The sequence below is a fragment of the uncultured Pedobacter sp. genome (genome assembly GCF_913776295.1).
Classification (GTDB): domain Bacteria; phylum Bacteroidota; class Bacteroidia; order Sphingobacteriales; family Sphingobacteriaceae; genus Pedobacter.
Genome location: NZ_CAJYOJ010000080.1, coordinates 1 through 24,656 on the forward strand (window position 1 = coordinate 1; position 24,656 = coordinate 24,656).

17 protein-coding genes are annotated in these 24,656 nt (G+C 38.8%); 13 read left to right on the forward strand and 4 right to left on the reverse strand.

Annotated features, from left to right (window positions below):
• Positions 1–363 precede the first annotated feature (363 nt).
• Complete coding sequence (locus tag QZ738_RS19230) at positions 364–1,209, reverse strand: energy transducer TonB (RefSeq protein ID WP_293789593.1); 846 nt, start codon at positions 1,207–1,209, stop codon at positions 364–366.
• 202 nt (positions 1,210–1,411) lie between these two features.
• Here QZ738_RS19230 and QZ738_RS19235 point away from each other — a divergent pair, with 202 nt between their 5' ends.
• The 3 genes from QZ738_RS19235 to QZ738_RS19245 all read left to right on the forward strand — a co-directional run bounded on the left by QZ738_RS19235 (position 1,412) and on the right by QZ738_RS19245 (position 5,940).
• On the forward strand, positions 1,412–3,586 hold the full coding sequence (locus tag QZ738_RS19235) for a glutamine synthetase III (RefSeq protein ID WP_293789596.1): 2,175 nt from the start codon (positions 1,412–1,414) through the stop codon (positions 3,584–3,586).
• 573 nt (positions 3,587–4,159) lie between these two features.
• Complete coding sequence (locus tag QZ738_RS19240; RefSeq protein WP_293789599.1) at positions 4,160–5,341, forward strand: AIR synthase related protein; 1,182 nt, start codon at positions 4,160–4,162, stop codon at positions 5,339–5,341.
• 203 nt (positions 5,342–5,544) lie between these two features.
• Entirely contained in the window at positions 5,545–5,940 is a 396-nt protein-coding gene (locus QZ738_RS19245; RefSeq protein ID WP_293789602.1) for a c-type cytochrome, read from the forward strand.
• 185 nt (positions 5,941–6,125) lie between these two features.
• Here the strand turns inward: QZ738_RS19245 and QZ738_RS19250 are convergent, their stop codons facing one another.
• Entirely contained in the window at positions 6,126–7,304 is a 1,179-nt protein-coding gene (locus tag QZ738_RS19250) for a M12 family metallopeptidase (RefSeq protein WP_293789604.1), read from the reverse strand.
• Positions 7,305–7,827: 523 nt separating this feature from the next.
• Positions 7,828–10,971, reverse strand: a complete 3,144-nt coding sequence (locus tag QZ738_RS19255; protein ID WP_293789607.1) for a TonB-dependent receptor — start codon at positions 10,969–10,971, stop codon at positions 7,828–7,830.
• A 689-nt stretch (positions 10,972–11,660) separates the two neighbouring features.
• Between QZ738_RS19255 and lpdA the strand changes: the two genes are divergently transcribed.
• From lpdA to asnS, 7 genes are all read left to right on the forward strand, one after another.
• A complete protein-coding gene (gene lpdA / locus QZ738_RS19260; protein WP_293789609.1) occupies positions 11,661–13,049 on the forward strand; it encodes a dihydrolipoyl dehydrogenase in 1,389 nt (462 codons plus the stop codon).
• Between the two features lie 170 nt (positions 13,050–13,219).
• On the forward strand, positions 13,220–14,059 hold the full coding sequence (locus QZ738_RS19265; RefSeq protein ID WP_293789611.1) for an MBL fold metallo-hydrolase: 840 nt from the start codon (positions 13,220–13,222) through the stop codon (positions 14,057–14,059).
• A complete protein-coding gene (locus QZ738_RS19270) occupies positions 14,059–14,616 on the forward strand; it encodes a GNAT family N-acetyltransferase (RefSeq protein WP_293789613.1) in 558 nt (185 codons plus the stop codon). The genes QZ738_RS19265 and QZ738_RS19270 overlap by 1 nt, the downstream gene beginning before the upstream one ends.
• A 315-nt stretch (positions 14,617–14,931) precedes the next feature.
• Positions 14,932–15,291 (forward strand): hypothetical protein, encoded by a 360-nt coding sequence (locus QZ738_RS19275; protein ID WP_293789615.1) that lies wholly within the window; start codon positions 14,932–14,934, stop codon positions 15,289–15,291.
• A 621-nt stretch (positions 15,292–15,912) separates the two neighbouring features.
• On the forward strand, positions 15,913–16,440 hold the full coding sequence (locus QZ738_RS19280) for a ferritin (RefSeq protein WP_293789617.1): 528 nt from the start codon (positions 15,913–15,915) through the stop codon (positions 16,438–16,440).
• Positions 16,441–17,357: 917 nt separating this feature from the next.
• Positions 17,358–17,861: a transglutaminase family protein gene (locus tag QZ738_RS19285; RefSeq protein ID WP_367268612.1), complete on the forward strand. Its 504-nt coding sequence runs from the start codon at positions 17,358–17,360 to the stop codon at positions 17,859–17,861.
• A gap of 138 nt (positions 17,862–17,999) precedes the next feature.
• Positions 18,000–19,448 (forward strand): asparagine--tRNA ligase, encoded by a 1,449-nt coding sequence (gene asnS / locus QZ738_RS19290; RefSeq protein WP_293789619.1) that lies wholly within the window; start codon positions 18,000–18,002, stop codon positions 19,446–19,448.
• Positions 19,449–20,259: 811 nt separating this feature from the next.
• On the opposite strand, the gene QZ738_RS19295 is transcribed toward asnS, so the two are convergent.
• Complete coding sequence (locus QZ738_RS19295) at positions 20,260–21,921, reverse strand: FMN-binding glutamate synthase family protein (RefSeq protein WP_293789622.1); 1,662 nt, start codon at positions 21,919–21,921, stop codon at positions 20,260–20,262.
• An 83-nt stretch (positions 21,922–22,004) separates the two neighbouring features.
• Between QZ738_RS19295 and QZ738_RS19300 the strand changes: the two genes are divergently transcribed.
• The 3 genes from QZ738_RS19300 to QZ738_RS19310 all read left to right on the forward strand — a co-directional run bounded on the left by QZ738_RS19300 (position 22,005) and on the right by QZ738_RS19310 (position 24,066).
• Complete coding sequence (locus QZ738_RS19300) at positions 22,005–22,625, forward strand: L-threonylcarbamoyladenylate synthase (RefSeq protein ID WP_293789625.1); 621 nt, start codon at positions 22,005–22,007, stop codon at positions 22,623–22,625.
• Between the two features lie 370 nt (positions 22,626–22,995).
• Complete coding sequence (locus QZ738_RS19305) at positions 22,996–23,382, forward strand: transposase (RefSeq protein WP_293789628.1); 387 nt, start codon at positions 22,996–22,998, stop codon at positions 23,380–23,382.
• A 27-nt stretch (positions 23,383–23,409) separates the two neighbouring features.
• Positions 23,410–24,066, forward strand: coding sequence for a transposase (locus QZ738_RS19310; protein WP_293789631.1), 657 nt, complete (start codon positions 23,410–23,412; stop codon positions 24,064–24,066).
• Positions 24,067–24,656: the final 590 nt, after the last annotated feature.

Below are 24,656 nucleotides of genomic sequence, written 5' to 3' on the forward strand. Positions count from 1 at the left end.
TTATCCGCTGGCAATATACCATTAATACCGTTACCAGCCATGCCACCTAAACCCGACCGAAGTGGAAAACCCGCAGCCAGAGGCACGAAGGCGAGGATTTGAAACAAAGGGCGGGGCGATCGGAACCGAAAAGCACTGTATTTGCTTTCCAAAAAATGATCAGGCTAAAGATATCCCGATATTATCGATGCAGGAAGGCTAACAAAAAAACGGCCTGAGCACTGCTCAAACCGTTTTACCTAACCCTACATCTACCTAAAAACCAAGAGCGTTAATAGTTGAAGATGGTACAGGGTAAGATGGAAGGATAGCCATCACCATTTCCTATTCTACACCCTCATGCTATATCATCCATTTTCCATCTTACATCATCTGAAAATTGATCGCCATATTATACCTTACGCGTACCGGAACACCTTTATTTTTGCCAGGTTTCCACAACGGCGATTTTTTGATTACTTTAATGGCTTCTTCATCACAACCATAACCGAGCCCCCTTAAAACCTTAACATCCGTAACAGAGCCATCTCGCTCCACCACAAAGCTCACAAATACTTTGCCCTGTATACCATCTTCCTGTGCCTGATAAGGGTACCTTAAGTTACGCTCCATATATTTAGACCAGGCTTTGGCGCCGCCGTTAAACTCCGGGTATTCATCAACTCCTATAGCATCTATAATCGCATTCGGATCGCCGGTACCCTCACCCTCCTTTGCGGTACCTGTACCATCACCACTGCCTTTATTATCGCTGATCACCAGATTAGGCGCTACAATTCCATCCTGAGTTTTATCGCTGATTACGGCCTGCTCAATTTCCTTAATGGTAGGCGGATCTGGAAGATTTACTTTATTCACCACCACTACCTGTGATGGGAGCGCAATGGTTTTCACCTTAACCGGTTCAGCTTTTGCAGGTTCAACCTTCTTCTCCGGTTCAGGTGCTTTAGGTTTCATTTCATGGATCACCTGAGTCAAATCAATAACCTTCGCTTTTTCTACAACCACATTTTCTTGAGGAACCAGCTTACTATAAATCAAAGGGGAGAAACAGGCGAGTACAAATAAACTGCCGGATACAAAAAGCACCCTGGTCATAATCGACGATGATTTGGATCTTAAATCATAGGCGCCATAGTTTTTGTTGCGGTCTGCAAATACAAGATCGAGCCACTCGGTCTTGTATACGTTAATGGAAGAGTTGAACATAGCTTTAAATTTTATACCATGATGCAACTAAATATGCAATTCCATAACGCTACCTAAAAATCTATTTTCTTTGCAAAAAATGAAATTTTCCTGCCGAAAAACATTTTTTTATTTCATTTTCAATAAAATTGCTATAATTTTTGCGATTCTTTTACTTGAATTAATAAAATATACTATTTTTGACAAAAAACATAACGAATTAATGAAAAGCTTAAGAACCATCGCATTAAAAGAGGCTCAAAACAGAATTTCGCCTGAAGTTAAATCTCCTTCTGCTAAAATTTCTGACTTTTTTGGCGCTAATGTATTTGATAAGAAAAAAATGAGAGATTTCTTATCTAAAGACGTGTATGAGAAATTAATTTCATCTATCAACCAAGGTGAGTTAATTAATGCAGACGACGCAAACCAGATTGCTACTGCCATGAAATCATGGGCAATGGCTGCCGGAGCAACCCACTATACACACTGGTTCCAGCCTTTAACCGGTACTACAGCCGAAAAACACGATTCGTTTTTTGAGCCTAGCGGTGAAGGTGCAATTGAAAAATTTTCTGGTAGCGCTTTAGTTCAGCAAGAACCAGATGCATCAAGTTTCCCTAACGGTGGTATCCGTAATACTTTCGAAGCTCGTGGTTACACGGCCTGGGATCCTTCATCCCCAGCTTTCATTATGGAAAGTAAAGCAGGTAAAACGCTTTGCATTCCTACCGTTTTCGTATCTTACACAGGCGAAGCCTTAGATTATAAAGCACCTTTATTAAAAGCATTAGCTGCATTAGATAAAGCTGCTGTTGATGTTTGCCAGTATTTCGATAAAAGCATCACTAAAGTAAATGCCTCGTTAGGTATTGAGCAGGAATATTTCCTTGTTGACGAGTCGTTATTTAACGCCCGCCCGGATTTGTTATTAACTGGTCGTGCGTTATTCGGACACATGTCTGCCAAAGGTCAGCAATTAGAAGATCATTACTTCGGTTCTATCCCTGAGCGTGTATTCACTTTCATGGTAGATTTCGAAAACGAAGCTTTAAAATTAGGTATTCCTTTAAAAACCCGTCACAATGAGGTTGCCCCTTCACAATTTGAGTGTGCACCGATTTATGAAGAAATCAACTTAGCGATTGATCACAATCAATTGTTGATGGATTTAATGGAAAAAGTTGCCCGTCGTCACCATTTCCGTGTTTTATTACATGAGAAACCTTACGCGGGTATTAACGGATCAGGTAAACACAATAACTGGTCGTTAATTACCGATACCGGTAAAAACTTACTGGCTCCAGGTAAAACGCCAAAAAACAACCTGATGTTCCTTGCTTTCTTTGTAAATACCATTAAAGCTGTTAGCGAGCATGCAGATTTACTACGCGCAAGTATTGCATCGGTAAGCAATGATCACCGTTTAGGTGCAAACGAAGCGCCACCAGCAATCATCTCGATCTTCTTAGGTTCACAACTGAACGATGTATTAGATGAGATTGAACACTCACGTATCAGCAAAAAAATCAAAGAAGATAATGCACTTTGGTTAGGTATTCCTAAAATCCCTCAGATTTTACTGGACAATACCGACCGTAACCGTACTTCTCCTTTTGCCTTTACCGGTAACAAATTTGAGTTAAGAGCGGTAGGTTCTTCTGCAAACTCTTCTGCTCCGATGACGATCTTAAACGCGATCATGGCTGAGCAGTTGATTAAATTTAAAGCTGAAGTAGATAAGTTGATCAAAAAAGGCGATAAAAAAGACATCGCTTTATTAACGGTGATCAAAAAATACATCAAAGAATCTAAATCAATCCGTTTTGAAGGCAATGGCTATAGCCAGGAGTGGGAAGATGAGGCTGCAGCACGCGGTTTATCAAACATCAAAACCACACCGAAAGCTTTAGATGCTTATTTAACTGAAAAATCGGCTGATTTGTTTGCAACAACCGGTATTTACAGTTCACGTGAAATTCATGCCCGTCATGAAATCATGCTCGAAAACTTCTACAAAAAATTACAGATCGAAGCTCGTGTAATGGGAGAAGTGGCCAATACATCTATTATCCCGGCTGTAATTGCTTACCAAAACTCATTAATCGAAAACATCAAAGGACTAAAAGAGATTGGTATAGAAAGTAAATCTTCTTTAGAAATCGCTAAAAAACTATCTGAGCACTTAGATATCGTTAAAACCAATATCGATGCGATGTTAGAAGAACGTAAAGTAACCAACAAATTGGAAGACACCCGCGAAAAAGCGATTGCTTACGATGAGAAAGTTAAATCTTACTTCGATACCATCCGTTACCATGCTGACAAATTAGAGCAAATTGTTGACGATAGCGTTTGGCCGCTGCCAAAATTCAGAGAATTATTATTCATGAAATAGATTTTAAGCCTTAAGGTTTAAGGTATAGGGCGTAAGGTTTAACTTTACGCCCTTTCTTTTTTGTATAAGTTCATTTTTCATTGGTTTATTCGTACTGACAACTGCTAATGGCCAACTGCTCACTAACAATTGTTACCTCCCCCGTCTCGTCATCCTGAACTTCCGCCTGGCCGGTCGGACGGGTGTTTCAGGATCTAAAACGTATTGATTAACTGCTGCAGTTCTTTTTTGGAAAGCAATACCCCTGGTCATCGGCTAAGACAGTCCTGCTTTCCTTCCTGCTGTAGAATTTTTCTTAAACTAAAATTCATCTCTAACAGCATCCATTCAATCAGGTTTATTTAACACAAGGCAGTGCAAAGAAAAAACCGCTACAACGGAAATAACATAGTACGGGGCTGCTGACCGACATAAAAAACCGACCGTTCACTTCCAAAACCACATCTGGTTATTTACTTTGCACAATCGATTCCCGACTTTAGACTTTAGACTCCCGACTTCTAACTCCTGACTTCAGACTTTCTATCTTCTCCCCTTTTACCTTCCACCTTAAACAACTATCTTTGCGGCAACATGAGTGATAACAGGTACAATCAGCGTGGCGTTTCTGCCTCAAAAGAAGATGTGCACAATGCCATCAAAAACATCGATAAGGGAATTTTCCCAAAAGCATTTTGCAAAATCATTCCCGATATTTTAGGTGGTGACGAGGCATACTGTAATATCATGCATGCAGATGGTGCCGGCACCAAATCATCTTTAGCTTATGTTTACTGGAAAGAAACAGGTGATGTTTCTGTTTGGAAAGGTATTGCGCAGGATGCGATTATCATGAATATTGATGACCTGATCTGTGTTGGCGCTACCGATAACATCCTCTTGTCATCAACCATTGGCCGGAATAAAAACCTCATTCCGGGGGAAGTAATTGCAGCAGTAATTAACGGTACCGAGGAAATCCTGTCCGACTTACGCGAGCAGGGCATCTCAATTTATTCAACAGGTGGCGAAACGGCCGATGTAGGCGATTTAGTCCGTACCATTATTGTAGATTCTACGGTAACCTGTCGTTTAAAACGTGAAGACATTATTAGTAACGATAACATTAAACCCGGCGATGTCATCGTAGCTTTAGCCTCTTCGGGACAAGCCACCTACGAAACCGAATATAATGGCGGTATGGGTTCTAACGGCTTAACCTCTGCCCGTCATGATGTTTTCGAGAAATCAATTGCCAACACCTACCCGGAAAGCTTCGATCCGGCAGTGCCATTTGACCTGGTTTTCTCGGGTGGCAAAAAACTAACCGACGAGATTGAAATTGAAGGCCATGGCAAAATAACCGTAGGCAAACTGGTGCTCTCTCCTACCCGAACCTATGCACCGGTGATTAAGCAGATTTTAGAAAAACACCGCAATCAGATTAATGGCATTGTACACTGCAGCGGTGGCGCACAAACCAAAGTGCTGCATTTCATTAATGATGATATTCATGTCATAAAAGATAATCTATTTCCTGTCCCGCCGCTATTTAAGCTGATTCAGGAACAATCGGGAACCGACTGGAGGGAAATGTACAAAGTGTTTAATATGGGCCATAGAATGGAGCTTTACGTGCCGCAGGAAATTGCGGATAGCATGATCGAAATTTCAAAAAGTTTTAAGATCGATGCCAGAATTATTGGCCGTGTAGAAAAAGGTAACCAAAAGCAGGTAACCATTGAAAGTGAAAATGGAACGTTTGTTTACCATTAAACTTAAAATTATTCCCATCAATCATAGCCCTGAACACATTTTTTGGGGCTTTTTTTTTGCAATTTCCATCCCTCGTTTGAAAAATTTAATTCTCAATAGATGACTCTTGCTGAACTTCAATAATGCAATAAATCCATTACAATCTGCAAAAGTCATATCGGTATCATAAAAAGATTTATATTAGTTATACCAATCAGCAGAACATGAATGATAAAAAGACCGTCGTAATGGGCTTAATGGTTTGTTTTATTTTAAGCTTAAGCGCCTTTATGCCTAAACCCGAACCGGAACCAAAAGCAAAGAATTTAAAGGTATTGCCCAAAAATATCAGCAAGGAAGAACTGGATAAAGTAATGGACGATTTTAAGCTTGCCTTAGGTGTGCGATGCAGCCATTGCCATGCGCCAATGAAAGACAATCCCAAAAAGCTTGATTTTGCCAGCGATGAAAAACCTGAAAAGGAGACCGCCCGCGAGATGATGCGTATGACAGCTAAAATAAATAAAAAATATTTTCATGAGGCCATGAAAGAAGGCAACACCATTGCAAAAATCGCCTGTATCACCTGCCACAATGGTAAAACAGAACCGGCGAAATAATATGGTCCAATTGAAAAATTACTACAAAAGCAAAAAGCCTGATTGATTGATCAGGCTTTTTGCTTTTAATCTCTCGCTACGAATTTATGAAAGGTGCTTTCTTCTCCATCAGCTTTTTTTACTATTGGAAGAAGAAATACTTTCTGAAAAAATAGCTGTGTTATCTTGAAAGCAATTAAATCAAATTACATTATTCGAATAACATTGCAAGTGACAGTATATGAACCATCCATCTCGTTCATATTTTGGTCATACTGCTCATTAAAAATTTCAGATCCAAGATAGCATTCCGTAGTTCCCGCTGGAAGTGTAATAATTGACTCATGCACTTCATAGGTATAATTATGATTGTAGTATTCCTTTCGGGTGGAAATAACCTTTATCTTGATTTGCTTGGGAAGACTAATCTGATTTAAATTATTATCATAAAAGTTTATATGAGCATTTCTTGTCGACCTATTTACGTATTCATTAATTTCGTTAATATTTTCATCTGTAAAGAAGTAATTGAACTTAATTGGCGTGTACAAATAGTTCACACCATCTATATCACCTTGTGAAAGAAAATAATTATCACCCCATGTCGTAAAACCATCTTTCTTGGTCATTTGAGGAGATGTGTTACCTGCTATGCGGGCATCAGCATTGTTAGAGCGATAAAGCATTACGGAGTTGAAATCAAAAGGACCGATCTGCGATCCATTCCTGCCTTGAACGTTATATGTGTCATATTGCGATGTCCAGTTTGAATTAATATTGGAATAATTTACATTAATATACTGATCTCGGTCGGCCCTTGTTTGTTCGTGCATTAAGCCAACTGCATGTCCTATCTCGTGGATGACTACCGTTATGCCTACATTATGTATCAACCTAATCGCCTGAACACCTCCAACCATTCCTAATTGAGAATCACCCCCACCCTGTGATGGCTGACCAGAAAAATTAACGTAATTAGCCTGATTGGTTCTTTGCACAAAACGTATTGATGTATTTGCCTCCCAGTGATTGATGGCACTAACAATACTTGAGTAGTTGTTAGCGTCATTAATGGTATAATAAACAATGCCATCTGGCCACAGCTTTTGAAAATCAGCTGTAAATGTGCTTTCTGGTATTGCAACCTTATTATTACCAACCTTATTATATTCTAAATAAGCAATCTGATCTTTTGACAAAATAACATCTCCTCCAACAACATATTCTCCTCTGCTATTAATTTGCACGGTGACCTGTCCACCATTCTTCAAATGATAGGTAATAACTTTTCCTGGAGTGTTTTGTTCCTGCTGCACGGAAGTTTCTTTTTTACAAGCGCTGATCAAAATAACGAGCGCTGCAAGGGCGTAATAGATTTTTTTCATGTTTAATTGTTTTAAAAATTAATTCATATTAATTGATGTTAAATGGTAAAACAGTAAAGTTCTTCTGGAAAAGCACGAAAGTTTGGCTATGGAATTTAATTAGATCAGGAGAGAAAAACTGCTTAAAGCAGATGACAATCTAATCAGTGAAAAGAATATTTCAGAGAGAGCGTACATTTCATCATTTTTTGTTTTCCAGTTTAAAAATACGTATTTTCAATGAAGAAATTGTATCTTGAATTAAATAATTGTTATTACAAACAGTTCTACATAAAACGATCATTTAGTAGATAACCCTTTGTGATATTCTTTCACGTCTCATATTATTATAATGATATCATATGTTTTTATAGGCATACCGAATAAAGGTCTTTTCCGTAGGTATTATTGGAATATATATGGCGAACTGTGCAATAACGTAAACAATATACTGTAGATTTATAACCCTCTATCCAGACCAATTATTAGCAAAAAAAAAGCCCCGATCGTTTGAACGGGGCTTTTCTTTATAATCTTTGATGCATTAGTTAAACAAATACCTAACACCAACTTGTCCTTGCCATCTTGAAGAAAATGATTCTGACAAAATATTTGAAGGAGTTTCAGGTGAGAAAGTAAAACTTCCATTATTTGAGCTGCTATAGCTAATTAGCTGATAAGCTTGGTTAGTAATAAAGTATTGCCTTCCCCAATTTTTATTTAATAAATTACCTACGTTAATGATATCGAAAGACAGTTGCAGACGGTTTTTACTTGAACCGATCATTGTACCGATATCTTGCATAATTCTGAAATCAAACTGATGTTGCCAAGGTAATCTCGCTCCATTTCTTTGTGTGTATTGACCTCTTAATTTACTTAAGTAAGGATCATTATTAATAAATGCATCTAAAGCAGCCCATTGCTGAGCAGGTGTATAAACTCTTGCTGCTGTTCCTGTACCTACAGTTAAATTATTTATTATTCTTATTTCAGACTGGTTACGAGGCACATACAATAAATCATTTGAAAATGCTCCATCACCATTCAAATCTCCATTATAAAGATAAGTAAAAGGTGAACCTGAATTACCTACATAAAACAAGGATACCGTTGTTCCGCTTGCTTTGTTTTTACCGTAATTTAAAGTATATCCTAATGTACCTATTATTCTGTGACGGATATCAAAATTCGAATAAACTAATTCTGGATCATTTGCATTGCGAACAACTTGAACAAATTCCCAGTTTGAAAGTGCAACACTGCTGGCACCTGAGTTGACATCTTTAGATTTACCGTATGTATATGCAGTACTTGCAAATAATCCGTTATCAAAAGATTTCTGCAATTGAGCTGTCAGGCTATAAGAATCTCCTTTACTAGTGTTATCAAGTAAGTAGGCTCCAGTATAAGTACTACTAACTTTCGAACCATAGAAAGGACGTGTGTCAGCACCACCCGATATGATTGGATTTAAAGAAGCTGTAGACGGTTTAACATTTATGTCTTTATATAAAATATTATTTACAGTTTTACTATAAATCCCTTCTAAAGTTGCCACAATACCTGCAGGCAACTTCATATCTAAAGCTAAATTACTCCGAAATACTTGCGGTAATCTAAAATTAGGACTCATCAAGTTAACTGCATAGGTATTTCCCGCTGTTCCAACAGTCGATTGCTTTGTAACATCAGGCTGGAATCCAGTATTATTAGCAGTAGCACTAGACAATGAAATTGTTTTATAATCCAAGCCCGTATTTCCATATTGGTTGGACATCCATACAAATGGTACTCTTCCTGTAAATAGTCCAGAACCACCTCTTAGTTGAATTGAACGATTTCCGGTTAGATCCCAATTAAATCCAATACGTGGCGAAACCAATACCTGGCCACTTGGAATATTACTAGTGCCAAAGCCAGGGAAAGATGCAGCGACAGCTGCATTATTTGCTGGCTTATCGTTAAAAATAGGAACATCAACACGTAAGCCCGCAGTCATTCTAAAACTTTGATCAACCTGAATCTCATCTTGAAAATAGAAACCTAATTGAGCTGCCTTAAATTGAGCTGCAGGTAAAGTACCAGCTACAGCAGGATAAGTAATATCAATATTATTAGGTTTATTATCATAGAAATTCTGTAAAGAGGTAAAACGATATCTTCCGTTATAATTACTTACAAATAAGTTTCTGAATTTAAAAAACTCATTGTGTGTTCCCAATGTGAAAGTGTGATTTCCAACTAGCAACTTCAAATTATCAGTAAATTCAACGATATCTTGGTCTAACTCATTTTTAGTTGAACTTCTTTCAGATCCAAATGTAACGGTTCTACCAGAAATTCCTCCCCAATTCTGAATCTCAACCTGAGGAAATAGTGATCCTGCGGTTTGACGGCTATCTCTAACTCTAGAATAACCGATAATTAAATTATTAGAAAGGTTTGAATTAAACTGAGACCTTAGCTCCAACACACTAACGTTTTGGTTATTGTTAAATTTATAAGCATTATTTTCAAAACGAAATGCTGTAGAACTTCTACTAATATTATCATCAAATGCCTTGATGTAATTATGGCGTAATGTTAATTGATGTTTACTACTAATATTCCAATCTAAACGTGCAAAGATTTTATCACTTTGTGTCTTGGCTGGAATTTCAGCAGCTGATCCAATATCATAACCATATTTTGAACTAACGTAGTTGGCCAAAGTTTGCGCATCTGCTGTGCTGATTACGGATACAGCATCGCCAGCATTATTCAATGTTGGAGTTTTAATTCTGGTTTGCTCACCAGTAACAAATAAAAACAACTTATCTTTAACAATTGGAGCACCTATTCTCAAACCATAATTAGTATTATAAAAATTTGTGGCCTTTTCACCTAAGAAACTTTTGCCAACTAACTTTTGATTTCTACCGTAAAACCATGCAGAACCCTCTACCGTATTGGAACCTGATCTGGTAACTGCATTGATACCTCCACCTGTAAAATTACCGTAAGTAATGTCATAAGGCGCTAATACAACTTGAATCTCTTGAATTGCATCCAATGAAATTGGTTGAGTGTTTGCTTGCCCACCTGGTAAACCGGAGCTGGTTAATCCAAAAACGTCATTATTGACAGCACCGTCAATAGTTAAGCTATTGTATTTACTATTAGACCCAGCAAAAGAGTTTCCATTTGCTTGCGGAGTAAGTCTGGTAAAATCATTAATACTCCTACTTAAACTTGGCAAATTTTGGATTTGCTCTTTTGATACAGTTGTAGCAGCACCAGTTCTTTTACTATTCAAAAGAGGATCTTTTTTACCAGATACATTAACTTCCTGCAAAACGTTACTATTATCGCTTAACACTAAGTTTAACGCAAATGGCTCACCTAACTTCAGTTGAATTCCAGTAATTTTCTCTGGGTTGTAACCAACAAAACTAATTTCCACTGTGTAAGGCCCACCAACTCTCATGTTTGCCATACTGAATCTGCCATCATTATTAGTTGACACAGTATAAACAGTCCCGGTTGGGGTATGTGTTGCTTTAACACTTGCACCAGGCAGGGCGCCTTTGGCATCTTTAATCGTTCCTGTCATTGATGATGTAGTTACCTGCGCATCCGCACCAAAAGTAATACCTACAAATGCAACAATAACCAGTACCAATCTTAAAAGTAAAGATTTCTTCATACTTTGATTTTTAAATGTTTTTTGTTAATGATAGTTTCAAAGGAATTTTTCAGCTACAAATGTCCTAATAAAATTTAACAGATTTTAACATTCAATGTTAAATAATTATTAAGTCGGTCATAATTTTTCAACATTTAACACACATAATGACTATTACAACTTTCAGTTTATCAACACATTGATTGGAAAACTAAATTATTAACAACAAAACCATTAATTGCTTATTATTTCATCATGAAAATTAAATTAACATTGGTATTTTTCTAATAATACATATCAACAATTATTTTTTGAACAATTACATCGCTGTTATTCAACTTTTAAGCTACTTTTCCATATATAATTTTGCAAATCGAGATAATTTTAAATTTCACGCTTAGAAATTCAACCTTCACAATATTCAACCATTGTAAATTTTAACAGCGATCTGAATATTGACTTAGCCAATTGACATTTTTTTTTTAGTTTTGGACGATGGTTAATGAAGCAGTGTTCGTTAATTTTTGGTAATGTCAAAGTTCAGGTCACGGATTTTAAGATTGAAATAACAACTTACCTGCATCAGTTATAAATACAGAACATTAAGAAACAAATATCTTTAAGCAGAACGGAATTACAGCCTACATTCAATATTTATAATGTAGTGGCAAACTCCATCTGAAAGATAGATAACAAAATAGAAAAAACAGATGAATTACGACGTTATTGTTTTAGGCAGCGGCCCTGGTGGTTATGTAGCTGCGATCAGAGCTTCTCAATTGGGACTAAAAGTAGCCATTGTTGAGCGTGAATCATTAGGTGGTATTTGTTTAAACTGGGGCTGTATCCCTACTAAAGCACTTTTGAAAAGTGCTCAGGTTTTCGAATATATTAATCATGCTGCCGATTACGGAATTACCACTGCCGGTGCAACTGCAGATTTTGCTGCTGTAGTAAAACGAAGCCGGGGTGTAGCCGATGGTATGAGCAAAGGCGTTCAATTTTTAATGAAAAAAAATAAAATTGACGTAATTATGGGTACCGGTAAGGTAAAACCAGGAAACAAATTAGAAGTTAGAGGTGCTGATGGTTCTCAAAAAGAACTGAGTGCCAAAAATATCATTATTGCTACAGGAGCCCGTTCAAGGGAATTGCCTAACCTGAAACAGGATGGTAAAAAAATTATCGGTTACCGCCAGGCCATGGTACTCCCTGAGTTACCAAAAAGCATGGTAGTTGTAGGTTCTGGTGCTATCGGTGTAGAATTTGCTTATTTCTATGCCACCATGGGCACCAAAGTAACCATTGTAGAGTTTATGGAAAACGTGGTTCCGGTTGAAGATGAAGACGTTTCAAAACAATTGTTACGCAGTTTAAAGAAAACCGGTATCGATGTAATGACCTCAGCAAGTGTTGAATCTGTTGATACAAGCGGTGCGGGCTGTAAGGTTTCTGTTAAAACGGCTTCGGGTATGCAGACTATTGAAGCCGATATCGTGCTTTCTGCTGCAGGGATTGTGGCCAATATCGAAAACATTGGCTTAGAAGAAGTAGGTATCAAAACCGAAAAAGGTAAAATTGTTACCGATGAGTTTTACAATACTTCGGTAAAAGGTTATTATGCGATTGGCGACGTAGTTGGCGGACAAGCTCTGGCACACGTGGCTTCTGCAGAAGGTATTATCTGCGTAGAGAAAATTGCGGGCCAGCATGCTGAGCCTTTAGATTACAACAATATCCCGGGATGTACCTATTGCACACCCGAAATAGCTTCTGTAGGTTATACCGAAAAAGCGGCTAAAGCAGCTGGTTATGAATTAAAAATCGGTAAATTTCCTTTCTCTGCATCGGGTAAGGCTAGTGCTGCCGGCGCCAAAGATGGTTTTATCAAATTAATTTTTGATGCCAAATACGGAGAATTATTAGGTGCGCACATGATCGGCGCAAACGTTACCGAAATGATCGCTGAAATTGTGGTGGCACGTAAATTAGAAACTACCGGACACGAAATGATCAAATCTGTTCACCCTCACCCAACCATGAGCGAAGCGATTATGGAAGCTGCGGCTGATGCCTACGGTGAAGTGATCCACTTATAAGGCAGAAGGTTTAAAGGTAAAAGGCGTAAGGTGCCAAAAACCTAAGTAAAACCGATATATCCTAAAAACCCTTTAGTTAATCCTAAAGGGTTTTTGTATTTTTATAGTCCATCTTTCGTAAACCCTAAACCCTAAACCCTAAACCCTAAACCCTAAACCCTAAACCCTAAATGAATCTCCATACCATAAATACCGGTTTTTTTAAATTAGATGGTGGCGCCATGTTTGGTGTTGTGCCTAAGGCTATCTGGCAGAAAACCAATCCTGCTGATGCAAATAATCTTTGCACCTGGGCCATGCGCTGTTTACTGATAGAACAAGGCAATCAGTTAATTTTAGTAGATACCGGAATCGGAAATAAACAGGATGAGAAGTTTTTTAGCCATTACTACCTGCATGGCAACGATTCCCTGGAAAAATCACTGGCAAAGTTGGGCTTCGGAACGACAGATATCACTGATGTTTTCCTGACACACCTCCACTTTGACCATGTTGGAGGTGCCATCTTAAGAGCGGGCGAAAAACTTTTACCAGCTTTTAAAAATGCTAAATATTGGAGCAATGAAAAACATTGGCAATGGGCGGTAGAACCCAATGCAAGAGAAAAAGCTTCATTTTTGAAGGAAAATATTTTACCCATTCAGGAAAGCGGACAGCTTAACTTTGTGGCTGAAAAGGAAAATATAGAATGGCAAAAGAACATCAACATCACTTTCGCTTACGGCCATACTGATGCCATGATGTTGCCTAAAATCAATTATAAAGGTAAAACCATTGTTTATATGGCAGATCTTTTACCGTCAGTAGGTCATCTGCCCCTACCCTATGTAATGGCTTACGATATGTTTCCGCTAAAAACTTTAACCGAAAAACAAGCTTTTTTGGAAGAAGCGGTAGAAAACAGTTACATCCTGTTTCTGGAGCACGATCCCGTTAACGAGTGCTGTACCTTGCAACGTACCGAAAAAGGAATACGTGTGGCAGAAACTTTTAAACTCAGTGATATTTAATGATCAGGTCTGCCAAACCGGAAGATGCCCCGCAAGTTGTTCCTTTGTTACTCCAGGCGATGGGCGAACTCGCACCAAAGTTAACTCAAGCCAAAGATCAGGATACCATCGACCACATCTTTGAGCATTTTTTTCAACAGCAGGGCAACCAATATAGTTATGAAAATACCTTAGTTTTTGAAGAAGCAGGAAAAGTACTTGGTTCAATAACCGCTTATGATGGCGCAAAACTGATTGAACTTAGAAAACCCTTTTTAACTTATCTGAATCTGCCCGATGCAAAGGATAAGCATTTGGACGCAGAAACACAAAGTGGCGAGTTTTATCTCGACAGTATTAGTGTAACTGCTGGTGCCCAAGGCAAAGGTATAGGCAAACAACTCATTAAAGCTGGCCTGACCTGGGGAGAACAATCAGGACATAAAAATATCGGTTTATTGGTTGAGCAACACAATCACCGTGCGTTGAAACTTTACCAGCAGATGGGCTTTGAGATCCAAAATGAAAAAAAATTTATGGGTGGCAACTACCACCATCTGGTATTCAAAGTTAAATAGCATAAAGGAGGTCACATCGAAGTCCTCTTTGTCAGGCACCGAAAAAATCTTTAAGCCCAGGTAACTAGCCATCATATTAAAATTGTTCCGCGGCCGAAAAAACTCTTAAGATGACGACTCTTTTTAAGTAATAAAAACCGCTGAAGGAATGGCGACATTAAATTATCAATAACAATGATTCGATCAGCATTTCTTTCAATCCTTCCTTCCTTCCTTCCTTCCTTTCCACCATCCCCTAAACGCGATCCGCCAAACGCTAAAATTTTTTCATAATTTATTTGTATTTAATCTAAATAATGCCAATTTTTGTAACCGATGGAAAAAGCGTGTATAGATATTAACCAACTTGTTAACGTATTCTCAAATACCTATGGCTCAATTTATCAATCAGATAAGTTAAACTGTTTTTACGTAGATTTTGGTGGCAAGTTTGCACGTTACAATTGCCTGTCGCTTCAAAAATTAAAAGCGATTGTAGAGCAGATTGATGTTGAAGCCCTACTTTTAAATACACACAAAGCAGATTTTGAATTGGTTACATTTAACGGCTGCGAGCACATCTACTTATTAAGCGCACTGGAGATTATTGCGTTAAAAGATTTACTGCAGGGTACCTTTACCATGTTTAAGCTTAATCATATTATTAACGACTGCCTTTATAGATTGGTTTATTAGTTCAACGCTTCATTAGTGCTGCAATTTGCTAATTGATTTTAAACTGATTTCTCTATAGATAACGTCGTCCTGAACTTGTTTCAGGATCTGTCCACAATAAAACATTGCATAAGATCCTGAGATAAACTACCATTGACAGAACCCCTAAAAAAGTCGTCATTGCGAGGAGGAACGACGAAGCAATCTTTCAAGCTAATGATCCTTGCTACAAAGATTGCCAGCCTGTTGCCGGCAGGCTTCGTCGGCTGAAAAAGCCTTCTCGCAATGACGATCCCCGGAGAGGCTTATTTCCATTAACGCTGCTGTCATTTATATTGGTTTTTATATAATAAATTATTCCTCAGGATAACGATTTCATGTTGAACTGAAAACCGCCTACTGAAAATTGCAAACTGCCGCCTGAAAACTAATCGTTATCCCGCTGATCCTCAATCCCTATCCATTTGGCTTTATCCTTCCATTTCCCATCCTCTATTTCACCTCTTACATTATCCAACCTTCTTATTTAAACTGATTACAAATAACTAATTATCAGCAATTTAGACTAATTTCATATTGTAAATAAATTATAAAGACGAACAAATTCACTTTACATTTGTATTGTTATTAAAGCACAGAATTATGAAAGACTTAATGCGTATCAAATGTTTAATATCTCAGGATATCGAAACATTATTAAATCAGCAGATCAAAAAAGAAGCTCACTCCTCATCACTATATTTATCCATGTCATCCTGGTGCGATCAAAATGGCTTCGACTATTCGGCAGATTATTTCTTAAAGCAATCTGAAGAAGAAAGAGTACACCAGCTTAAATTATTTAAATATGTATTGGACATGGGTGGAAACGCCATCTCTCCTGAAGTGAGCGGAATCAAAACGGATTTTGCAAGTTTCAGAGAAGTTTTTGAAGATGCTTTGGAAGCGGAAATCGCGATCACTCAGAGTTTCAAAAATATTGCAGCCAGATGCCACAAAGAACAGGATTTTGTAACCATGGAATTTTTGAACTGGTTCCTGAAAGAGCAACGCGAAGAGGAATACAAAGCACGCAGAGCCTTAGAATTGTTCGAAGTCATCGGTGAAGAAGGCACCGGAAGATGGGAAATTGATAAACATGTAAATAAAATCTCCTATTCAGAAGAGTAACAACAACAAAACATATATTGAAAAGCTATCCGAATCGGGTAGCTTTTTTTATGCCCTTAAATTCCCTGTGAAGGATCGTCATTGCAGGGGAAAACAGCTTGTCCGAAAAGTCCGGTGAGGCTGTCGGCTGAAGAAGTCTTCCAGCAATAACAAATTTTCCCTGAAAATCCGCCATTTTACAATACCTCCGCCGAGATGATAAACTTTAAAAAAGAAAAGCCCCAATGATACTGGAGCTTTCTTGGTTTTAGGTTGTTTGGTTTATGTTGATTATGAATAAGTCTTATAATTTTTATAAAAAAAGCGCCGTTGCCAGCGCTTTTTTTAAACCAAATATATAATAATAATTAACGAGCATTACAAAAGTACAAAATTCATCCATAAAAGCAAGCTTTTTGAGTAAAAAAATATTTTTTCTCTATAAAAACATATAAAAATTAACACTTAAAAATAAAATAAACGCATACAACAGCAAAAATGAGGTAAATTTCAAATATTGACGTCAAAATTTGCTTATTATACACTAAAAATGAAAATTTAAAGAAATATTTAATCGAAATAATACAAGATTTTATAAAAAATTACTTTAATCATCCTAAAACTTACGATGAAATGTTTTTAGATGGCGAAAATTACAGAAATCACTATACAAGTTTCATCAAAAATTTCTCTAAGGAGTCTCTCGAAAACCTAAACAAAAAGGAAGAACTTGCTTAAAAGTTATTTATGAGTCAAGGCATAACCTTTACTGTTTTACGATAGTGGCGAAGGAATCGAAAAAATCTTCCCTTTTGATATTATTCCCAGAATCATCACCTCTTCTGAATGGAATTTTATAGAAAAAGGAATAAAACAACGTTTAAACCGCGATAAAATACTGCGCCCATGTATTCAACAACTTCGACTACATAAAGGGGATAACCGCTGTTGACACCACCATTGATGAAATTCTGAACCTTAAAGCAGGTGTTTGCCAGGATTTTGCCCATGTACTAACTGCCATGCTGCGTTTAACCGGGATCCCCGCCCGATATGTAAGCGGCTATATCTGTCCCAACAGAGATGGGATGCGGGGCGAAGGTGCAACCCATGCCTGGGCCGAGGCCTATTTACCCGAATATGGCTGGCTGGGATTAGATCCGAGCAATAACTGCATCGCTAAGGAAAACCATGTCCGCCTGGCAGTTGGCCGCAACTTTGCCGATTGCTCGCCCGTAAAAGGGGTTTATAAAGGAGGCTTCGAACACGTTATGGAAGTTAATGTATCGGTAGGTTATAATGATGAAGATTTAAACGATCAGGAAACCTACTTTCAGCCGAAAGAAGTAAACTACAGCAAACCTTCAGGAACCGTAACTACTCAACGAACCAAAAATAGCTATCAGCAATATATGGAAGCCATGCAGCAGCAACAACAGTAGGCAGTTTGCAGTTTGCAGTTGGCAATTAACAGCTAACAGTCTGAATTAACCTCATCCTAAAAAACTGAAAACTGTGTACCGAAAACTGTCAACTGATATGTTTTTTTTGCTAAATTTGCGCCTTTTACAAATAACAATATGATTAAGAGACAGCAAATTAAAGATTTATTAAAGTCGACAGCATTTGACACAGAAGTAACGGTTATGGGATGGGTAAGAACTTTCCGTAATAATCAGTTTATTGCCTTAAATGACGGATCTTGCATGGCCAATATCCAGGTGGTGATCGATTTTAATAATTTACCTGATGAGCTGTTGAAAAGAATCACAACCGGCGCCGCCATTTCTGCAACAGGTAAATTGATCGAATCGTTGGGTAAAGGCCAAACGGTTGAAATCAAAGCTACCACTGTAGAAATTCTGGGCGATAGTGATCCGGAAAAATTTCCTTTGCAACCTAAAAAACATAGTCTGGAGTTTTTACGCGAAATTGCGCACCTGCGTTTCCGTACCAATACTTTCAACGCCGTTTTTAAGGTGCGCCATGCATTGGCTTTTGCTATCCACAAGTTTTACAACGAACGTGGCTTTGTATACATGCACACCCCGGTAATTACGGCCAGTGATGCTGAAGGTGCAGGCGAAATGTTCAAAGTAACCACTTTGGACTTCGACAATCCGCCACGTACCGAAGAGGGTAAAGTAGATTTCTCGCAGGATTTCTTTGCCCGTGCCACCAACTTAACCGTATCTGGTCAGTTAGAAGGCGAACTGGCAGCCATGGCTTTCGGTAAAATTTATACGTTCGGCCCAACATTCAGGGCCGAAAACTCAAATACCACGCGCCATTTGGCCGAATTCTGGATGATTGAACCGGAATTTGCTTTTGCTGACCTGGAAGATAACATGCAGCTTGCAGAAGACATGATGAAGTATGTGATTAAATATGCTTTGGATAACTGCAAAGAGGAACTGGAATTTTTAAATAATCGCTTAGCTGAAGAAGATAAACAAAAACCACAAAACGAGCGCAGTGAGCTAAGTTTATTAGAGAAACTCGATTTTTGTTTAGCCAATGATTTTGAGCGTTTAACCTATACAGAAGCGATCAGGATTTTAAAATCTTCTAAACCAAATCAGAAGAAACAATTTAAATACCTGATTGATGAGTGGGGAGCAGATTTACAAAGCGAACACGAACGTTACCTGGTAGAAAAACACTTTAAAAAACCGGTAATCCTTACCGATTATCCTGCCGATATTAAATCGTTCTACATGCGCCAGAATGAGCCGGACGCCGAAGGCAGACAAACGGTAGCGGCAATGGATATCTTATTCCCGGGTATTGGCGAAATGATCGGCGGATCGCAACGTGAAGAGCGTTTAGATCGCTTAACACAGCGCATGGAAGCTTTAAATATTCCGCAGGATGAATTATGGTGGTATTTAGATACCCGTCGCTTCGGATCAGCCAAGCATGCGGGTTTCGGTTTAGGTTTTGAGCGTTTGGTATTATTTGTTACCGGAATGACCAATATACGCGATGTCATCGCATTCCCTAGATTCCCGAAAAACGCAGAATTTTAGCCTTTGGGTTCAGGGTTTAGGGTTTAGGGTTTAGGGTTTAGGGAAAACAAATCTTTCACCAAAGAAGTCAAGTTTTAAAAACTTGACTTCTTTTTTTTCCATTAAAACCTCAGACAAACTCAGTACGACGACCGAGTGAATATAATCCTGTACCAATTTGGACGATTTTGAACATTCTTCCCGTCGGGACGCCTCATGGGTAGCCAATTGTAAAATTGGCGTTTTCGTTGCGAAGGAATGTCTGTTGATTTAAACCTTTATCAGCAAGCCTTATCTTAAAGCGCTTGCATTAAGATCCCCAATCAAGTTGGGAATGACGATTTCCCTATGCATTTTATCTGCCTAAAATCTATCCATCACAGCTATTTTACACGGAAAATCTCCCTTAGGATGACCATTGAGAGAACAAATTCTTTCACAATGAACTTGTTTCGGTATATCTTATTAATTGGTAAGATTTTCTACAGACAGCCAATACCTACGTGTAAATTAATTTACTGACGGAGATTCAAAAATATTTAAAATAAAACATCGTCCCAGCAGGACGCCTCATGGGTAGCCAATTGTAAAATTGGCGTTTTCGTTCCATAGGAACGTTTGGTGATTCAAACCTTTAATCCCCCATCTATTGTAGCCACCTAAACCTGATTGACGCGAAAAGCCCGGAGCGTAGCGAGGACTTGCAGTAAAAAGCAGGAACTGCACCATCCTAAGTACTGTTGCCCCTGCTTTTTAAAAAAAATATGCCTGTACCAAACGCTGGCATTCCGGTTTACATAACCTTATTCCCTCTGAAAAGCTGCCGAAGAACTTATCTTCCCTCCTCATGCATGGTATCTCCGTACGGATTGGCATGCGAATAATCTACCGCCGAAACTTTATAATCCGTTGGCGCAAAACTTTTTGATGTACTTAAGGCCATACCCAGTTCATAACGGGTTGGATAAGGCGTTTTTAACAAACTACCTGCCGGGATGTACGGGAAAGTCTCTAAGTAACTTTGCATCAAACTAGGACTTACACGCCTGTTGATATATGCCCGGGTTAACTGGTGCGTTTCTCTTAAACCGGCGGCACCAAGCAGCTCAACCGCACTGGCCACGGTAAGGTTATGAAAGTTTTTAACCCGCACGGTTTTATCTTCTACCACCAAACCTTTCATCAGGCTGGGGTCTTGTGTAGCCACACCCGTAGGGCAGGTATTGCTGTTACATTCTAAAGCCTGGATACAGCCCAAAGCAAACATCATTCCGCGTGCTGCATTACACATATCCGCACCAAGGGCAATATTTTTAACCAGATCAAAACCTGTAGCTACTTTACCCGAGGCAATAATTTTAATATGCTTTTTCAGGTCAAAACCATTTAAAACGTCATACACAAAGGCCACCCCTTCGCGTAAGGGCATACCCACCGAATTCGAAAACTCCTGAGGTGCGGCACCTGTTCCGCCTTCACCGCCATCAACGGTGATGAAATCAGGATAAATCCCGGTTTCGACCATGGCTTTACAAATGGCATAAAATTCGCTTTTACGGCCGATACACAATTTAAACCCTACCGGTTTACCGCCTGATAAATCGCGGAGTTTTTTCACAAACTCCAGCAAACCAATAGGGGTATTGAAGGCCGAGTGTGCCGGCGGAGATAACACATCTTTACCTTCCGGCACCAAACGGATTCTGGCTACTTCCGGCGTCACCTTTTTGGCTGGCAGCATTCCACCGTGTCCGGGTTTGGCACCCTGCGAAAGTTTAATCTCGATCATTTTCACCTGATCAGTCTGCGCCCTTTCGGCATAAGCATCGTAATTAAAAGTACCATCCTCATTACGGCAACCGAAATAACCCGTACCAATCTGCCAGATCAAATCGCCTCCCGGCTGACGGTGGTAATCGCTGATCCCTCCTTCTCCCGTGTTATGGGCAAAATTGCCCATTTTGGCACCGCCATTTAAGGCCAGAATAGCGTTCTGACTTAATGAACCAAAGCTCATGGCTGAAATATTGTAGATACTGGCAGAATAAGGTTTCTTACAGTCTGGTCCCCCAACGGTCACACGCGGATCTAAATTCAATTCATGGTGCGAAATGGCAGCTATACTGTGACTTAACCACTCGTAACCGTTTTCGTACACATTTAACTGTGTTCCGAATGGGATCGTGTCGTTATCGGTTTTGGCCCGCTGGTAAATCAGCGAACGGTTTAACCGGTTATAAGGGGTACCATTGGTATCACTTTCTACAAAATACTGATACACTTTTGGCCTCAATTCTTCCATAAAATACCTTAAGCGGCCAAAAACAGGGTAATTCCTTACAATACTATGCTTGGGCTGGTATAAATCATAAATACCCAGCAATACAAAAGGACCCGTAAAAATAAAAGTCCACCATAAAAAAGGATGATAAAGCCCCAGCATAATAGTCAGGGCGATTAGAAATGCCGCAATGGCAACGAAAGCTTTTCTCATAAAATCAGATTAGCAGATGTTTTGTTTATACAAAGATTAAGATTATTAAACAACTGACACCACTAAATTGTTATTTTTACGCTATGCTTATTAAGATTTATCCCGAAAACCCCAACCAAAGGGCAATAGAACAGGTTGTTGAAGTACTTAAAAAAGGAGGCCTGATTATCTATCCAACCGATACGATATATGGTTTGGGCTGTGATATCACCAATCCTAAAGCGATTGAGAAAATTTGCAGAATCCGAGGCATAAAACCAGAAAAAGCAAATTTTTCCTTTATCTGCCATGATTTAAAACACATTGCTGATTACATCAAACCCATTGACAATACCACTTTCCGGGTATTAAAAAAAGCACTACCGGGCCCTTTTACCTTTATTTTTAATGCCAATAACAACGTACCCAAATTATTAAGTTCAAATAAAAAAACGGTAGGTATTCGTGTGCCCGATAATAATATTGCACGCTGTATTGTAAAAGAACTTGGCAACCCGATCCTGTCTACCTCCATTAAAGATGATGATGACGTCATTGAATATTCTACCGATCCCGAATTGATCCATGAGAAATACGAAGATCTGGTTGATCTGGTTATCGATGGCGGTTATGGCGGTAATGAAGCATCAACCGTAATCGATTTTACCACGGGCGAATTCGAAGTGATCCGTGAGGGTAAAGGAAATATTGAAGAGTATCTGTAAAAGCTCTACTGTATGAATAAAAAGGCAATTGATCTGCTTTTTTGGAAGTGGACGGCCCCGTTCCATGTGGCGGCCTCCTGCCCTGCTTTCCACTCCAAGTCCTCACTCGTGCCTCGCTCCGGGCTTTCCGTTGCATCCGATGACTCCTATGTTTACAATGTTTAATTTAGTAAGCATAAAGTGAAAAGGATTGAGAGTAGACCGATGGCAAAATAACTCATGAAGTATATTGACCGATAGATACTGCCTCTTTCCTTTTTATCTCTTAGAGTTTGAACAGAATGTAAGGAATTATGTATGTCATGATATCCAGGATATCCAACCAGGAGAAAAAACGAAGGGAGATTCATCACTTTATATTAAACTTAAAATGATGAAAAAAATATTGAAGGAAGTACTCGGTGTAGATGTTGCACAAAATGAATTGGTAGTTACCGCCGGCAGGATGTTGAATGATCTGAGTATTGATCTTTATGCCCATAAGGTTTTCAAAAACAATGAGTCTGGTTTTTTAGCTTTATTGGATTGGACAAAAAAACTTTCAAGGGATGAGTTTAAAGTTCGTTTTGTAATGGAAGCTACCGGTGTCTATCATCAAAAATTTGCCTTTTACCTTTATGACCGTGGCCGTGAAGTAACTATTGTTCTACCCAATAAAATAAGTAATTACATTCGGACACTAGAAGACAAAACCATAACAGATAAAAGCTGTTCTGCGGCGATTGCACAGTTTGGGCTGGAGAGAAATCTTGATTAATGGCACAGGCCCAAGAAAGTCTTTCATATGCTCCAACAACTTACCAGAGAGCGTGATCAGATTGTAAGTGAACGGGTTACGGTAAAGAACCAGATCCATGCTGAGAAGTCAGAAGTGGAGCCGAATGAACGCAGCCTGCAACGGTTCAATGAAAGGATTAAACTGTTGAACAAGCAGGAACAAGAAATAAAGGCTGATCTGAAAATGCTTGTCAACGGTGATGCTAATTTAAGCGGAGATATAAAACGTATCTGTAGTATCACAGGAATTGGGGAACTTACCGCTATCATCGTTTTGGCTGAAACAAATGGGTTCGAGCTGATCAGAAATAAAAAGCAGCTTACAGGCTATGCTGGTTTGAATGTGAAAGAAAAACAATCGGGAACATCAGTAAAAGGAAAGCCGAGAATATCCAAGAAGGGAAACAGGCATCTTAGAAAGGCAATGTATTTACCTGCCCTGGTAGCGGTTAGACATGATAAAAATTTTGCAGAAACCTATCTTCGGATAGTTTCAAAACATGGAATTAAAATGAAAGCACTTGTAGCAGTTCAAAGAAAGCTGTTAGAAATGATATATGTGATCTATAATAGCAAACAGGAATATCAAAAAGAATACTCAGTTTTAAAAGAAAGTAGCGTACTAAACCTAAAGCATCAGCACGCTACACTGGCTAGTTCTTGACCGCCAATGAAACAAAAATAAAATATTTTATTTGCAAATTAACACAGAATCTATCGGATCAGGCTTAGGAACAAAGTTGGTATCCTTTAGTTAAACTCAGGACGTTCTGAGCACATTTTAGTTTTATAGAACAATTCGTCATCCTCGCGCAGGCGGGGGACCTTACAGAACGAAATCAAGCCGCAAATCTTTCGAACTACAGCTTTTTTTTTGCTGTCATCCTTAGCGCAGCGAAGGATCTTTTTAAATCAGCTCTATTAACCACCCCCAGCCCCCCCTAAATTAGAAGAGGTGTTACCCTCATAGTTTAATATATCAAACAAAGTCCAAAGATTTGTCCTCGCCTGTACGGGAAGGCCTGTCCGCAAAGGCGGGCGCTACGGTCGAAATGACGATAACCTGCAATCAAAAGATCCTTCGTACCTACCATTGACGTTATTTTGCAATTGTCTATTAATGAGTGACTTGCGAAACCTATGCATTTCGGCGTAGCTAGGCCGTAGCACCGTATCTCCGTTCCGCTTAAATCCGGCCTAACAAATTTTTCGGGCTCCACTGACAAAGCCATCCCACTGGCTTCGAAAGAAAAA

What these genes read in the sequence shown, in the direction of transcription:
- QZ738_RS19230 (WP_293789593.1), bottom strand. Translation starts at nt 1,209, where the DNA reads ATGTTCAACTCTTCCATTAACGTATACAAGACCGAGTGGCTCGATCTT.
- QZ738_RS19235 (WP_293789596.1), top strand. Translation starts at nt 1,412, where the DNA reads ATGAAAAGCTTAAGAACCATCGCATTAAAAGAGGCTCAAAACAGAATT.
- QZ738_RS19240 (WP_293789599.1), top strand. Translation starts at nt 4,160, where the DNA reads ATGAGTGATAACAGGTACAATCAGCGTGGCGTTTCTGCCTCAAAAGAA.
- QZ738_RS19245 (WP_293789602.1), top strand. Translation starts at nt 5,545, where the DNA reads ATGAATGATAAAAAGACCGTCGTAATGGGCTTAATGGTTTGTTTTATT.
- QZ738_RS19250 (WP_293789604.1), bottom strand. Translation starts at nt 7,304, where the DNA reads ATGAAAAAAATCTATTACGCCCTTGCAGCGCTCGTTATTTTGATCAGC.
- QZ738_RS19255 (WP_293789607.1), bottom strand. Translation starts at nt 10,971, where the DNA reads ATGAAGAAATCTTTACTTTTAAGATTGGTACTGGTTATTGTTGCATTT.
- lpdA (WP_293789609.1), top strand. Translation starts at nt 11,661, where the DNA reads ATGAATTACGACGTTATTGTTTTAGGCAGCGGCCCTGGTGGTTATGTA.
- QZ738_RS19265 (WP_293789611.1), top strand. Translation starts at nt 13,220, where the DNA reads ATGAATCTCCATACCATAAATACCGGTTTTTTTAAATTAGATGGTGGC.
- QZ738_RS19270 (WP_293789613.1), top strand. Translation starts at nt 14,059, where the DNA reads ATGATCAGGTCTGCCAAACCGGAAGATGCCCCGCAAGTTGTTCCTTTG.
- QZ738_RS19275 (WP_293789615.1), top strand. Translation starts at nt 14,932, where the DNA reads ATGGAAAAAGCGTGTATAGATATTAACCAACTTGTTAACGTATTCTCA.
- QZ738_RS19280 (WP_293789617.1), top strand. Translation starts at nt 15,913, where the DNA reads ATGAAAGACTTAATGCGTATCAAATGTTTAATATCTCAGGATATCGAA.
- asnS (WP_293789619.1), top strand. Translation starts at nt 18,000, where the DNA reads ATGATTAAGAGACAGCAAATTAAAGATTTATTAAAGTCGACAGCATTT.
- QZ738_RS19295 (WP_293789622.1), bottom strand. Translation starts at nt 21,921, where the DNA reads ATGAGAAAAGCTTTCGTTGCCATTGCGGCATTTCTAATCGCCCTGACT.
- QZ738_RS19300 (WP_293789625.1), top strand. Translation starts at nt 22,005, where the DNA reads ATGCTTATTAAGATTTATCCCGAAAACCCCAACCAAAGGGCAATAGAA.
- QZ738_RS19305 (WP_293789628.1), top strand. Translation starts at nt 22,996, where the DNA reads ATGATGAAAAAAATATTGAAGGAAGTACTCGGTGTAGATGTTGCACAA.
- QZ738_RS19310 (WP_293789631.1), top strand. Translation starts at nt 23,410, where the DNA reads ATGCTCCAACAACTTACCAGAGAGCGTGATCAGATTGTAAGTGAACGG.